This is a genomic window from Paenibacillus sp. FSL H8-0317 (assembly GCF_045040685.1).
Lineage (GTDB): Bacteria > Bacillota > Bacilli > Paenibacillales > Paenibacillaceae > Paenibacillus.
Genome location: NZ_CP150294.1, coordinates 6,090,639 through 6,104,813, shown reverse-complemented (window position 1 = coordinate 6,104,813; position 14,175 = coordinate 6,090,639). Strand labels below are relative to the sequence as shown.

Below are 14,175 nucleotides of genomic sequence, written 5' to 3'. Positions count from 1 at the left end.
GATATGCTTAACATTCGTACGTTTACACTAGGCCCGCTTCAGACCAATGCGTATCTCCTACAAGGAGATGATCCGGGCAAAGCCGTCATTATCGATCCAGGCATGAATCCAGGGCCGCTGCTTAAGGCGATCCAAGACTTGGAGATTGAAGCCATTCTCCTCACTCATGCTCATTTTGATCATATGGGCGGGGTAGATGAGATCCGCAAATTGAAGGGATGTCCCGTTTATCTTCATGACTTGGAGAGTGACTGGCTCACCACCCCGAAATTAAATGGATCTTTGAATTGGCCGCAGGCGACACCACCGCTTTCGACAGATCCTGCTGAATATGCCATGGACGAAGGGCAGAAGCTGAATCTGATTGGTCATACGTTTAAAGTGTTCCATACACCTGGACATTCCCCAGGCAGTGTAAGTTTGCTTTGTGATAACGACCTGTTTGCGGGTGATGTGCTGTTCCGCATGGGTGTGGGCAGAACGGACCTGACAGGAGGGCGTGAACGGGATCTGATTGATTCAATCCAGAACAAGCTTTACACCTTTGCTGATGAGGTTAAAGTATATCCAGGTCATGGTCCCAAAACGACCATTGGTTATGAGAAACAGAACAATCCTTACGTGTCCGCAAGATAATCCGACATGATATGTGAAGAAAGTCTGGACAAGTGACAACTTTTTCATTAGAATAGCAATTAGTTGTTACAAGCGTTAAGGCATCATCTAACTGAAGCATTACCAAGAAACACCCAACCTCGCGAAGCACGCAGACTGTGGTCTATACCCGGTTTGCGTTCTTTTTTTGTTTTCAGCCCCTTTTTATCGCAGAATTAGCCTTTTTTACGCTACATAGAGATGTAAGATGCGCTTCATCACAAGCCAGTTTGAGACCAATAGCAAGTACAGATTGATTTAGAAATAATAAATTTAAGAAATAGTAGATCATGAGAGTGGGGAATATCAAAGTGGAGAAACCAAGAGTTATTCCGTTGGGACAGCGTGTCGAGTATTCGATCATTGAAGAAAATCGTCGTATATTGGAAAGTGGGAAAAGAGAAACGGGTACTGAGCAAGCTTTAATACATAACCCTGGCGTGACCAATGAAGGGATGAAGTCTCAGCAGAATATATGGACAAGCCGTGTTTTAAGAAACGGAGCCCGCAACCAACCGTGGTTCGACAAGCTGCAGGATTACCGGAATCAAGTCTGATTGCCCGGGAAATTGTCGGGTTTAATTTTTTTTTGATTTCATTGAACGTTTTTGTGGAGCCTGTCGTATTAACTCCAGATTGAACGGAAAGCAGGTGATTTCATGATAAAGGCAGCTGAGCTGGAAGAGGTACGCAGAGCAGTATCGGGAGACGATAGCGCACTTGCAGCGTTGTTGCAACGTCACTACACGTTTGTGTATAAGTATCTTGTCAAAGTTACGATGGACGCTAACCTCGCAGAAGAGACGGTGCAGGATACGATGATTCGTTGTATGGAAAATATCCATCGATATGACGGCACGTCTGCCTTTTCATCATGGATGATCACCATTGCGACCCGCATCTATATCGATAAGACAAGACGTAAGAAGAGAGAACAGAACTGGCTTGCTCTCATCCGGGATCAGGCTGTACGTCGATTCCGCTGGCAGCTTGAGACTCGGAATGAAGAATGGACAGATGTCATGGATGCGATGACAAGACTGACACCCGAACATCGTGTTGCAGTGCTACTGAAGCATTATTATGGATACGGGTATGACGAGATCGGGGAAATGCTGGGTATTCCTGCCGGAACGGTGAAGTCACGCACAGCTTATGGTCTCCGTCAGTTAAGAAAGGAGCTGGAATAAGGATGGGCAGATCAGATGATGCACAAGAACAAGAAGTTGTAGAACGATTGCAGCAACACATGAAAGTGCTGGATGATGCATTTGAGCCGACAAGTATTCCTTCTTTGGGTGCACTTGAAGCCCAAGTCAGGGAACGGAGACAGATTAGACGTCGAGCCAATTGGATCGAGATGATATGTTTCTGGTTGGTTGGATTGCTTGCCATTACCTTCGGGGCATTATTTTTTGCATCTGCTCCAGCTCTATACCTGGGAATCCAGGCTCTTGGTACAGCTGTTGCGGTGATTTTGGTTGTGATTTGGGCTGGACGGCGCCGGAAGGAGGTTCGTCATGAATAAAATGCATTATTCATTGGATGAGATTTCTCCACTATGGCTTACATTGCTTGGCATTTTTCTCCTGGTTCAGGGCACATGGATTTTTCAGGACGCACGCAGACGTGGACGTTTCCCTTGGTTATGGGGATTATGGGGAATCACCGGATTTCCCACGCCGCTCATTATATACTGGTTTGTCGTAATTCGATCACAGCGCAAGCCAGGTGCACGAAATCTGAAATAACATCATTTTAAAAATGGAAAAAAAGATTTTGCACAAATATGTTGTTTAATTCTAGTATTCCTAGACATCGTTATTCTTTTCTAGTAGACTATACAAATAAATATTAATGATAGACTACCAGGAGGTTAGACGATGCTGCGATTAGGAGAGAAGGTTGTCATCGTCGCGGATGCGTTTGAGCAGAATCTTCCTGTGGGGGAATATGGTTTCATCATCGCTTATGACCGGAATCCGGACAATGCGTTCGATTACGTGCTTCGAGTGCCGCAGGTAAACCGGAACTTTTTTGTTCCATCCGGCGACGTCGATCTGGAAGAGGTTCTGCTGAAGCAGGAAGCTGAGCGGGTCGAGCGAGAAGCGTTGATAGATTACGCCCTTGCGACACACAATGAGAAGCTGTTTCATCATCTGATGAACGGAGATTTTCAAGCTGTGGAAGAGGAAGAGGAAACCGCGAACGATGTTATGTCACAGGCGGATTTTATAAAGCAGGTTAATCTGCGTGCATGGATCTAGAATTTTAAGAGTCGGCTGATGCCGGCTCTTTTTTATTTTATAAGTTTGATTTTAGGATCCCGGAAGCCCGTCAGGTCATTTGCATTGAATTGTCGAACTATCTCACCTATAATGAAAAAAGTTATCTTGAGACTTTAGCCCGTTAAACGAGCGATTCGTTTCAGGTCGTTTCGGGAATCAGAACGAATGAAGGAGGCATCCGCTAATGAGTATTTCGAATAATGACGTTCAGCATGTGGCCAAGCTGGCCCGGCTCAACTTGACTGCTGAAGAAGAACAGACCCTGACAGGTCAGCTGAACGCGATTTTAAAATATGCAGAAAAGCTGAATGAGCTGGATACGGAAGACATTGAACCCACCACTCACGTTCTGCACGTAAGCAATGTTATGCGTGAAGATGAGACCAAAGAAAGCCTGTCGATTGAACAGGTGATGCGCAATGCACCGGAAGAAGAAGACGGGCAGTTTAAAGTGCCTGCTGTAATGGAATAACGGATAACCGGAAGGAGGACAAAAACTGTGAGTTTATTTGAACAATCGTTGCCTGAGTTACATAACAAGCTGCATGCCAAAGAACTGTCGGTCAGCGATCTGGTGGATCAGGCGTATCAGAACATTGGCGCGCATGATGATAAAGTTAAGGCATATTTGGCTCTGGATGAAGAACAAGCACGCGCTCGTGCACGTCAACTGGACGACCGTCTGGTTAGCGGCGAGGAGAAAGGTTTGCTTTTTGGTCTGCCTGTAGGTATTAAGGATAACATCGTTACGAACGGACTGCGCACGACGTGTGGTAGCCAATTCCTTCGTAATTTCGACCCGGTGTATGACGCGACAGTTGTCGAGAAATTGAAAGCTGCGGACACCGTAACTATTGGTAAACTTAACATGGACGAATTCGCCATGGGCGGCTCCAATGAGAATTCAAGTTTCTCCCCTGTACGTAATCCATGGGCACTGGATCGTGTTCCAGGAGGTTCCAGCGGTGGTTCAGCAGCAGCTGTGGCTGCGGGAGAAGCGTACTTCACGCTTGGATCAGATACAGGTGGCTCCATCAGACAGCCTGCTTCGTATTGCGGTGTTGTTGGATTGAAGCCAACGTACGGACTTGTTTCCCGCTTTGGATTGGTTGCATTTGCATCATCCCTGGATCAGATTGGTCCTTTGACGAAAAATGTTGAAGATTCTGCTTATGTATTGCAGGCCATTGCTGGTTATGACGCCAAAGATTCGACATCTGCAAAAGTAGAGATCCCGGATTATTTGAGTGGACTGACAGGTGATGTTAAAGGGCTTCGCATTGCCGTTCCGAAAGAATACATCGGTGAAGGCGTAGATCCACAAGTGAAAGAGACAGTTTTGTCTGCATTGAAAGTTCTTGAAGGGCTCGGGGCAACATGGGAAGAAGTATCCCTTCCGCATACCGAATATGCGGTGGCTACGTATTACCTGCTGGCATCTTCAGAGGCTTCTTCCAACTTGGCACGATTTGATGGCGTGCGTTATGGCGTACGTGCTGACAATCCGGATAACTTGCTGGATCTGTATCATCAGTCCCGCAGTCAAGGCTTTGGTCCGGAAGTGAAACGACGTATCATGCTCGGAACGTATGCTCTCAGCTCGGGTTACTATGATGCCTATTATCTGAAAGCACAGAAGGTACGTACATTGATCAAACAGGATTTCGACAATGTATTTGCCAAATATGATGTGATTATCGGACCAACTGCGCCAACTACGGCGTTCAAACTGGGTTCACAGGTGGATGATCCACTTACGATGTATCTGAACGATATTTTGACGATTCCAGTCAACTTGGCTGGTGTACCTGCCGTTAGCATTCCATGTGGATTCTCGGATGGATTGCCTGTTGGCCTGCAGATTATCGGTAAAGCCTTTGATGAAACAACCGTATTGCGTGTAGCGCATGCGTTTGAACAAAATACAGAATTCCACAAGCAGCGTCCGCAGCTGTAGACTGCCCGGAACGGAGGAATATAGAAATGTCCGCATCTAAATATGAAACGGTCGTTGGACTTGAAGTCCACGTGGAGTTGCATACCAACTCCAAAATTTTCTGCGGCTGCTCCACAGCTTTTGGAGCTCCGCCGAACACGCATACCTGCCCGGTCTGTCTCGGACATCCGGGCGTACTGCCTGTACTGAATCGTCAGGCGGTAGACTACGCCATGAAGGCAGCGATGGCCCTGAATTGTACGATTGCTGATGTCAGCAAGTTTGACCGTAAAAACTACTTTTATCCCGATTCACCAAAAGCTTATCAGATCTCGCAATTTGATCAACCAATCGGTGAGAATGGTTGGATTGATATCGAAGTGAATGGTGAAACAAAACGAATTGGCATCACACGTCTTCACTTGGAAGAAGATGCAGGGAAGCTTACACATATCGATGGCGGATACGCGTCTTTGGTGGACTTCAACCGTGTGGGTACTCCACTGGTGGAGATTGTATCCGAACCTGAGATTTCTTCTCCGGAAGAAGCTCGTGCGTATCTTGAAAAATTGCGTGCCATCATGCAGTACTGTGATGTATCGGACGTGAAGATGGAAGAAGGTTCACTGCGTTGTGACGCCAACATCAGTTTGCGTCCACATGGACAGGAGAAGCTGGGAACAAGAGCCGAACTGAAAAACATGAACTCCTTCCGTGGTGTTCAACGTGGTCTCGAATATGAACAATATCGCCAAGCTGAAATTCTGGATGATGGCGGTGAAGTGGTTCAAGAGACACGTCGTTGGGACGAAGCTCAAGGAAAAACACTGTCGATGCGTGGTAAGGAACAGGCGCATGACTACCGTTATTTCCCGGACCCGGATCTCGTGAAGCTGCATATTGATACAGCCTGGAAAGAGCGCATCAAGGCTACCATACCTGAGCTCCCAGACGAGCGTAAAGCTCGTTACACGGCTGATTACGGATTACCTAGTTATGATGCAGAGGTTATTACTTCATCCAAGGCTATAGCTGATCTTTTCGAAGATAGCTTGAAATTCACTCAGGATGCCAAATCCGTATCCAACTGGATCATGGGCGATTTGCTGGGTTACCTGAATACGAGCAATCTTGAGGTGACTCAGGTCCCACTGACAGGTCAAGGTTTGGGTGAGATGATCGGACTGCTGGAGAAGGGCACCATTAACAGCAAAATCGCCAAAACGGTATTCAAGGAAATGCTGGAGAGCGGTAAGCTTCCACAGCAGATCGTTGAAGAGAAGGGTCTTGTGCAGATTAGTGATGAAGGTGCCATTCTTGCCATCGTTGAGCAGGTTGTAGCGAATAACCCACAATCCGTTGAAGACTATAAAGCTGGTAAACAAAAAGCCATTGGCTTCCTTGTTGGTCAGGTTATGAAAGAAAGTAAAGGCAAGGCGAATCCCGCCCTCGCCAACCAACTGCTTGCAGATGTACTGAACCGCTAATCCTTCCGGTGAGGCCGGACAGAAAGAGGCTCGTCCCTGTGACAGCCTCTTTTTGGTATTGATAGATACAAATGCATTTCGGACGGGGGAACGGATATGAACATTCAACCATTGTCACTGCGTGATCTGGAGACGTTGGGACAGTTATGGAGACTACAACATGTAGCTTATCGATTGGAAGCTGAAATCATCGGATTTCAGGAGATTCCTCCTTTGATGGATACGATGGAGACACTTCGGGATTGTGGAGAGCGTTTTTATGGTTGTATCCATGATGACGGAGAGCTTATCGGGGCTGTCGCTGTAGCAGAGGAAGAGGAGAATACATTGACCATTACACGAATGATGGTGCACCCGGATCACTTTCGCAAGGGAATTGCGGCATCTTTGATGACGTATGTGTTGGAACAGCATGCGGATCTTCCGCGTTATATCGTCTCCACAGGAACGTTGAATCAACCCGCAGTGAATCTGTATACCAAATTTGGTTTTAATCCCGTGGAGGTCACACAGATTGCACCTGGAGTGGAATTAACGACTTTTCACAAGAATAAACTTTAATAATATTAACAACTTGAGGAGGAATACCGACTTTGGGCGATCCCTGGTTCATTGATGAGTGGCACATTTTATTACGATTATTGCTGGCTATGCTGCTTGGAGGGCTCGTAGGCCTGGAGCGGGAACGGTCCAATCATGCTGCCGGTTTGCGTACCCATATCCTGGTATGTCTTGGCTCTGCACTGATTATGATGTTGTCTGTTTATGGCTTTAAAGATTTTGCTAATGAATTAAATGTAAGGATCGATCCAGCGCGTCTGGCTACTGCTGTAATTACTGGTGTCGGATTCCTGGGAGCAGGGACAATTCTCTTTACGGGAAAATCCATTACCGGACTGACTACGGCTGCTTCAATCTGGGTTGTTGCAGCCATTGGGCTCGCAGCAGGTGCGGGATTCTTTTTTGCATCGATCGTATCCACTGTCCTGGTATTGCTTAATCTCTGGGTATTTAACAAACTGGAGCTGAGGTATTTACGAGGGAACAAGATGCATGTCGTTACACTTCATACGTTGTCAGAACCCGGTTTTCTGGAACAACTGTCTTCATGTATGGAGCAGGAGAAGATCAAGATCCGTAAAATTACTGTGAATGAACAAGACCTGGCTTATGCAGAGATGGTGTCGGTTGAACGTAAAATTGAGATTGTATTACATGTCCAGGTACCGCATGATTTCCAAACGGTAGGCTTGGTATCCAAGTTAAGACAATGGGAACACGTTACCAAGGTGTCGATCGAATAAATGAATTACAACCCTCCACAGGCCAGTAGTGCCGGAGGGTTTTTGGTCATATCCATATTTCTTCCAGTTACTCTCCTTGCTCTTTAGGGTACTATCTAACCAAATGCATGAAGAGCGGAAGGTCAGATCAGAAGAGAGGAGTATGTTATGAAACGGAGACGTCAATTGAACAAAAAGACCCGTGCAGTTAAGACCAAACCGGTGAGAAATCGGGCTCACAAGTTTATTGCGGGATTACTGAGTGCCATTATCCCTGGGCTGGGTCATATTTATCTGAGATTGTACATGAGGGGTTTGACCTTTATGCTGCTTGTTTTGCTTGATCTGTCAGCAGTGTTGTACTTCTCATCCATTGGAATACAGATCAATGTGCCATTGCTCATCTTGCTGGCTTTGTGTATCCCGGTTATTTACTTTTACAATGTATATGATGTGTTGCAATCTGCAGATTGGGTCATGATGCGCAGACGTAGAGCAGTGACCCAGGCAACTTCGGACAAGCCGATAACCAATGAACGTTCTACAAGAGATGCAATGATGGTCTGGGAGAGAGGCATATCGTTTGGATTACTTCTGATTGTGGGAGGGTCTTTGATGGTGCTGTTTTTCCGCAAACCACGTTGGTTTCAAGAGATTCTCGCCATGTACGGTGGATATTCATTTGCGGTTCTCATGATCGTAGGCGGTTTGCTTCTGTTTGGTCGTGAGTTCTGGGTGATGTTGAACAAGAAAAAAATGTAGTGGAAATGATACGAGGAGGGAACGTGATGAACCGTAAAGTCCGGGTTGGCCGCTATACGGCTGCCGCCTTAATCATAGCGGTCGGTGTGCTGTTGATTTTGGATAAACGGTGGGGAACTGACTATGTATATGAGATGGTGGACTGGTGGCCATTTTTGCTCGTTGTTTTAGGTGTTGAATATATTGCGCTGTTCCTGTGGACACGCAGAAGAAACAAGGTGCAATCGGATAACCCGAGCAATCCTGATGAGCAAATCAAAGTACGTTTCAGACCCGATGCCAAAGGCATTCTAACCTCACTGATTTTGGCAGCTTCCGTATTTATCGTCACCGAGCAGGATCACTACATGCACTTATGGAATAGAGTGAGTCTAAATCTCGGAGCGGCATCCATGGACTACAGTCAAGCGGCAGGATATATGGAGGATAAGGGCACGATTCGTGTACCTGTGCGCATGGATACGTCGGATCTTGTGGTCGAAGGTGTCAACGGAGATATCTCGGTACAACGCGGAGATACGGATGAGATTGAAGTGCGAACGGTGATCTGGGTAGATCAGACGACGGAAGTACAGGCAAAGGCCGTTGCAGCAGCCTCTTTTGTAGAGGCCGATGGTACAAAAGTAATTTATATCAAAGCTACAGGCAAGACGTATGGAGACAATGAAAAAACGCAGCCACGGATGAATCTTACCATTACGATCCCGGATGATCGCCGTTTTAATCTGGATATTCGAACTTCCAATGGAGCCATATTATTAAACCGTCCGGAAGCCATTAGTACCATATTGGCCGAAACGGGTAACGGACGTATCCGGATTACCAATGCTGTTGGAGATATCTCAGGGAAAACGTTGAACGGGGATGTCATTGTAGCCAACGCCATTGGTAATGTTGATCTGGACAGTAACCGTGGAGACATGAAGGCTCGCGGTATTTCCGGCGATGTAGATCTTGCTACACAAGTGGGAAGTATCAGTATTGCGGACTCCGTTGGTGAATTCACCGCAGAGACACGCAACGGCAATATTACGCTGGATGGAGCCAATCTGGGAATCAAAGCCCAATCGCTTAATGGCAGTATTAACATCGTATCTACCAAAGTCGGAGGAGACTGGGATGTGTACAGTGCTGTGGGAGCCATTAACGTATTACTTCCTGATCGTGGAGACTACAGTCTTGCGGGTTCCAGCAGTTATGGAGATCTAAGTACGGATCTGCCCTTCAAAGTACAGAATAAAACCATAGAAGGCCAGCTCGGTGAGGGCGAGTACAGGGTGAAAATTGAAGGCAACAGTGATCTCACCATTCAGAGCAACCCGGCTGTATCTACGCCTGAAACAGTTACACCGGAGTCTGAAGATGAAGCTGAGAATCTGGAACAGACAACCGAAGACGGAGCAAATTCCCAGGAGGATTCTACGGACGTTCCTTGACTGCCGCGTTGACAATAAACTTGTAATCGCCGTACAATAAATGTACACTGGCAAGATTACACGGCATGAAAGATGGATTGTCGTTCTTAATGGCCGGGAATCAACTCTGAGCGAGGAGACAGTATCTTACTCTTCACCAGAGAATGAAAGGTAAGGCGGTGGGTTTTATGGCAACACGTGTCCAACATGCGTTGGAGCATCTGAAAACGACCGGTGTCCGTATTACACCCCAGCGTCATGCCATATTGAACTATCTGATGGAATCCATGGGGCATCCGACAGCCGATGAAATTTACCGAGCCCTTGAACCCCAATTTCCCAGTATGAGCGTGGCAACGGTATATAATAATTTGAAGATGTTTCTGGAAGCTGGCATGGTCCGGGAATTGACATACGGAGATAATTCAAGTCGCTTCGATGCCAATGTGACGGATCATTATCATGTTATCTGTGATCAATGCGGCAAGATTGAAGACTTCAGCTATCCTTCACTCAAAAGTGTAGAGCTTCAGGCGGAGTCTAGTACAGGATTCGAAGTACACGGTCACCGATTGGAAGTATATGGCGTTTGCAAAAGTTGCAGGGATTAAGAGAGTTGAATTACAATATTAACGTGCAGAATTCAGTATGGATTCTTCACGTTTTTTTTTAGCATTTATGCAAAATGCTCATCTTTATAACAACTTATGCGCACATCCTTATGATCAGCATAATTAACGGAGGTAGACGTTTGGGTAGAAAAAGCAGATATACACGTCAGAAGCGACGTTCATTTTGGCCCGGTTTTCTCGGGGCTTGTCTGATCGCCGGGGGGGCTTACTGGCTTATAACAAATGTATGGTTGAACCAGACCCATGAAGACCCCGACTGGGTAGGAAGAAGCCAGCCTATTTTTGTAGATGGGCAACTGATGGATGGAGACGCTCTGGGTACAGGAGATCAACTCAAGTTGCCTGTAGATGTGCTGCAAGAAGCAATTGATGCAGGCATACGTTATGAATCAGAATCGGGAGATATCATTATTGCCTCTCCTCAGCGAGTCCTTCATATGAAAGATGGAAGCACACAAGCAGAACTTAATCACAAAGATTATCCCATGACAGTTAAGCCTGAGGTTAAGGACGGAGAAGCCTATATTCCGCTCAAACCTTTGAAAGAAGTATATGGCATAACCGTACAGGAAGATCCAGTAACAGGTGCTGTGCTGCTGATGCGTGGAGGGGACATGATACAGTATGCAGAGATTGATACGTTATCATCCAAAGCGGACAAGACTGTGCCGTTATATAAACGTGGGGGAGAATCCTCACCAATCATTGCCGATATGGAAAAGGATGCAAGGGTACGTGTATGGCAGACGGGTGATAAACAGAGTTTTGTTCAACTCGATAATGGATATGCCGGATATGTAGATAATGATTATATTGTCCTCACCGAGAAAAAGAAGGTGGACTTGCCCAAGTATACGCTGACTGCAGCAGAGAAGAAGTGGCAGAATAAACCGGTAAATCTGGTTTGGGAAGCCGTGTACAATCGTCAGCCTGATGTGGGCTCTATCGGTAAAATGCCAGGTGTGAATGTGGTCAGCCCCACATGGTTTCATATTACGGATGGACAGGGCACTGTGAAAAGCAAGGGAAACCAAGCTTATGTGAACTGGGCTCACCGTTCGGGTATGGAAGTATGGGGACTCATGGATAACAGCTTTGATCCGGACGTTACAAAAGAAGCTGTAGCTTCTTACGAGACACGCACTCATATTATTGAGCAGATGTTGGAGTATGCACAGATGTATCAACTGGATGGTATCAACATCGACTTTGAGAACGTGTATACCGATGACGGGCCGAACATTACGCAATTTGTGCGCGAGATCAAGGCGATGGCACGTATACATGGATTGATGTTATCGATCGATGTAACACCAAAATCAAATAGTGAGATGTGGTCCGCTTTTCTGGATCGCCGTGCATTAGGTTCTTTTGCAGACTATGTTATTGTGATGGCTTATGATGAACATTGGGCGGCCAGTCCCAAGGCAGGTTCGGTAGCGTCTCTGCCTTGGACCGAGGCTTCCATGAGACGCATACTTGAGGAGGATGAAGTCCCTTCTAACAAGTTAATCATGGCGGTTCCACTCTATACCCGGATATGGACGGAAGAGACGAATGATCAGGGTGAGGTTAAAGTGTCTTCCAAAGCGGTGGGCATGAATGCCATTGTGGAGCTGATCCAAGAGAAGAAACTCAAACCTGAACTGGATCAGGCAAGTGGACAGAACTATGTGGAATATAAGGAAGACGGAGCTACCAAGAAAATATGGATCGAAGACGCCGTATCCCTTCAGGCGCGGGTGAATTTGATTGCTTCGTTGAAGCTGGGCGGGGTAGCTGCGTGGAATCGGAGTTTTGCTAATGCCTCTGCATGGGAGGTATTGAAGCAGGCCGGTTACCAGAAATAATTTACTCATGCTCCGTGTTCGACGGATTTCTTCTCTTGTTTTGCTTTGCAAAAGGCAGAAGTTGCTCCCGTTTGAAACCATCTTACATGTAATCTATCATTTTATTAGCCAAAGAAATTATAACTTAACTTCATATCTTAGCATTGATAACAGCAACAAGGCTTACTTACAAGCCAAGTCCAAAAAGGTCCGGTAAACATACCGGGCCTTTTTTTGTTCTTCAATGGAATTAAGGGGAAAAGAAATTTAGCGGTTGGAGATCATTTCATGCTAACCATCGGTGGGGGGAACTTGTGTAGAAGGCGCTTTCAGTTGTTGACTGGTCATATTGGCTTTATTAGGGTCCAGGGTGAGGATGGTATGACAGAACATACAACGATCTGTTTTGCCAAGCATTTTGGTTAACTTCCCGCATTCCGGACAGTCGACTTGTACTGCACTGGTGGAGAGCATACCCGCCCAGAAATAAATGGCTAGACTGGCCATCATGGCAATCAGTCCGATGACGAGCCCTACAGCTGCGAAAACTTTGCCTGCATGTCCCCAGAAAACAATCCCGGCTGTTCCCAGTATCATTAGGCCCATACCTAGCATGGTCAGTAGTAATCCCCAAGTGCGAAAAGCATTAATTTTTGCTGATTTAAAAATCATGAAAAATGCTCCTATCGTATGAGTAGTATCGGACCTGGAAAAGAAGGAAACTTCAGTCTGGATGTAGAATTACATTATAACTGACTTGGCGCTTATCTGCCATGAAATGTATGGAGGGAATCGTGGAATTAAAGAACCTTGCTTTTTTGTCCGAACAGTCGGAAGAGACAGGGGCAGTTGGGGCTATCGCTTATTCCCACCCGGGAGAGCGATTCCACGGCTCCCTAATTCAAGATTTCGAATTATTAGTACTTGTTGTTCATAATGATGATCAATTGAAGTCGGCAGTGGGACATTACAGATATGGTGATCTTCGTTATCAGATGATCTATGCGAGCCGTCATGAATTAAAGAGTAGTGTAGTTACCGGGAATCATAATAATCTCACCCAGTGTCTGATTGAAGGTGAGATTATCTGGGAAGCGGACAGCGCCTTAAGTGATTTGCGAGAAGAACTGTCTACCTTTGGGGCAGAATTGCGTGAGCAGAAGTTGCTTCATGAATTCACCAGTTTCTTGAGAATGTACGTGGAGGCCAAACGTCATATTCAGGAAGGTCATGTTGTAGACGCCTATTACAATGTATTAGAGGCTCTGGGAAACTGGGCAAGAATTGTATTGATTGAACAGGGGATATACCCGGATCATGCCGTCTGGACACATGTGCAGAATCTGGATCGCGCTTTATGGAAACTATATCAAGAGCTTACCGTAAGCTCGGAGACGCTGGAGCAGCGAGTAGAGCTTGTCCTGCTTGCCTGTGAGTTTTCCGTAATGTCCAAAATGAGTGAATGCTCAGAACTGCTGCTGCGTGTGTTAAGAAGTCGCAAGGAGCCGTGGAGCATGAATGAGCTTGTTCATCATCCACAGTTAAGATTTGTTCGAGAAGATCTGCCTTTGGTGATACGTAAGCTGGTCTTTCGTTCTATTGTAAAAGAATCGGCAGGATGGCCATCGATCGGAGGAGAGGGCCGGGAGATTCGGTATTGGATTGAGGCATAACCTTCTCCAGAAGCCTGACATTATATTGATCACATAAGGGAGGGGAAACCTTCCTTTTTTGTTTGTTTAATAATTTATAAAAAGATGTTGACTCTCGTTCACGATATATGATACATTATATTTCGTTCCCCAAACGAGATTATCGCCAACAAATGATAATTTCTTCAGAGGAAAGTGAAGAACTAAAGCTTCAAAAAAAGAAATTAAAAAAAGTTC

Annotated in this window: 17 protein-coding genes; 16 read left to right on the top strand and 1 reads right to left on the bottom strand. The window is 46.0% G+C overall.

Annotated features, from left to right (window positions below; all coding sequences use genetic code 11):
* Nucleotides 1-3: 3 nt before the first annotated feature.
* From MHB43_RS27460 to MHB43_RS27390, 15 genes are all read left to right on the top strand, one after another.
* On the top strand, nucleotides 4-636 hold the full coding sequence (locus MHB43_RS27460; RefSeq protein ID WP_036607016.1) for an MBL fold metallo-hydrolase: 633 nt from the start codon (nucleotides 4-6) through the stop codon (nucleotides 634-636).
* 329 nt (nucleotides 637-965) lie between these two features.
* A complete protein-coding gene (locus MHB43_RS27455) occupies nucleotides 966-1,211 on the top strand; it encodes a hypothetical protein (RefSeq protein ID WP_405130834.1) in 246 nt (81 codons plus the stop codon).
* Between the two features lie 102 nt (nucleotides 1,212-1,313).
* The gene (gene sigY, locus MHB43_RS27450; protein WP_076212623.1) at nucleotides 1,314-1,844 is read left to right on the top strand and encodes an RNA polymerase sigma factor SigY; all 531 of its coding nucleotides are present in this window, start codon (nucleotides 1,314-1,316) and stop codon (nucleotides 1,842-1,844) included.
* A gap of 2 nt (nucleotides 1,845-1,846) precedes the next feature.
* A complete protein-coding gene (locus tag MHB43_RS27445; protein ID WP_237178258.1) occupies nucleotides 1,847-2,182 on the top strand; it encodes a YxlC family protein in 336 nt (111 codons plus the stop codon).
* Nucleotides 2,175-2,405 carry a sigmaY antisigma factor component gene (locus MHB43_RS27440; RefSeq protein WP_339179380.1) on the top strand — a complete coding sequence of 77 codons (231 nt, stop codon included), beginning with the start codon at nucleotides 2,175-2,177 and terminating at the stop codon, nucleotides 2,403-2,405. The genes MHB43_RS27445 and MHB43_RS27440 overlap by 8 nt, the downstream gene beginning before the upstream one ends.
* Before the next feature lie 132 nt (nucleotides 2,406-2,537).
* Nucleotides 2,538-2,921 (top strand): hypothetical protein, encoded by a 384-nt coding sequence (locus tag MHB43_RS27435; protein WP_024631336.1) that lies wholly within the window; start codon nucleotides 2,538-2,540, stop codon nucleotides 2,919-2,921.
* A gap of 205 nt (nucleotides 2,922-3,126) precedes the next feature.
* Nucleotides 3,127-3,414, top strand: coding sequence for an Asp-tRNA(Asn)/Glu-tRNA(Gln) amidotransferase subunit GatC (gatC, locus tag MHB43_RS27430; protein ID WP_036607033.1), 288 nt, complete (start codon nucleotides 3,127-3,129; stop codon nucleotides 3,412-3,414).
* A gap of 27 nt (nucleotides 3,415-3,441) precedes the next feature.
* A complete protein-coding gene (gatA, locus tag MHB43_RS27425; RefSeq protein ID WP_036667997.1) occupies nucleotides 3,442-4,899 on the top strand; it encodes an Asp-tRNA(Asn)/Glu-tRNA(Gln) amidotransferase subunit GatA in 1,458 nt (485 codons plus the stop codon).
* A 26-nt stretch (nucleotides 4,900-4,925) separates the two neighbouring features.
* Nucleotides 4,926-6,365 (top strand): Asp-tRNA(Asn)/Glu-tRNA(Gln) amidotransferase subunit GatB, encoded by a 1,440-nt coding sequence (gatB, locus tag MHB43_RS27420; protein WP_237178260.1) that lies wholly within the window; start codon nucleotides 4,926-4,928, stop codon nucleotides 6,363-6,365.
* Nucleotides 6,366-6,461: 96 nt separating this feature from the next.
* A complete protein-coding gene (locus tag MHB43_RS27415; RefSeq protein ID WP_221820834.1) occupies nucleotides 6,462-6,926 on the top strand; it encodes a GNAT family N-acetyltransferase in 465 nt (154 codons plus the stop codon).
* Between the two features lie 32 nt (nucleotides 6,927-6,958).
* Complete coding sequence (locus MHB43_RS27410) at nucleotides 6,959-7,669, top strand: MgtC/SapB family protein (RefSeq protein WP_211084372.1); 711 nt, start codon at nucleotides 6,959-6,961, stop codon at nucleotides 7,667-7,669.
* A gap of 147 nt (nucleotides 7,670-7,816) precedes the next feature.
* Nucleotides 7,817-8,410, top strand: coding sequence for a hypothetical protein (locus MHB43_RS27405; protein WP_405130832.1), 594 nt, complete (start codon nucleotides 7,817-7,819; stop codon nucleotides 8,408-8,410).
* A gap of 26 nt (nucleotides 8,411-8,436) precedes the next feature.
* Nucleotides 8,437-9,846, top strand: coding sequence for a DUF4097 family beta strand repeat-containing protein (locus MHB43_RS27400; RefSeq protein ID WP_405130831.1), 1,410 nt, complete (start codon nucleotides 8,437-8,439; stop codon nucleotides 9,844-9,846).
* Between the two features lie 167 nt (nucleotides 9,847-10,013).
* Nucleotides 10,014-10,436 carry a peroxide-responsive transcriptional repressor PerR gene (perR, locus tag MHB43_RS27395; protein WP_026081471.1) on the top strand — a complete coding sequence of 141 codons (423 nt, stop codon included), beginning with the start codon at nucleotides 10,014-10,016 and terminating at the stop codon, nucleotides 10,434-10,436.
* A 140-nt stretch (nucleotides 10,437-10,576) separates the two neighbouring features.
* A complete protein-coding gene (locus tag MHB43_RS27390; RefSeq protein WP_405130830.1) occupies nucleotides 10,577-12,307 on the top strand; it encodes a glycosyl hydrolase family 18 protein in 1,731 nt (576 codons plus the stop codon).
* Between the two features lie 270 nt (nucleotides 12,308-12,577).
* Here the strand turns inward: MHB43_RS27390 and MHB43_RS27385 are convergent, their stop codons facing one another.
* Nucleotides 12,578-12,958 carry a DUF2614 family zinc ribbon-containing protein gene (locus MHB43_RS27385; RefSeq protein WP_221820841.1) on the bottom strand — a complete coding sequence of 127 codons (381 nt, stop codon included), beginning with the start codon at nucleotides 12,956-12,958 and terminating at the stop codon, nucleotides 12,578-12,580.
* Between the two features lie 122 nt (nucleotides 12,959-13,080).
* Here MHB43_RS27385 and MHB43_RS27380 point away from each other — a divergent pair, with 122 nt between their 5' ends.
* Nucleotides 13,081-13,959 carry a nucleotidyltransferase-like protein gene (locus MHB43_RS27380; protein ID WP_036607052.1) on the top strand — a complete coding sequence of 293 codons (879 nt, stop codon included), beginning with the start codon at nucleotides 13,081-13,083 and terminating at the stop codon, nucleotides 13,957-13,959.
* The last annotated feature ends 216 nt before the right edge of the window (nucleotides 13,960-14,175 follow it).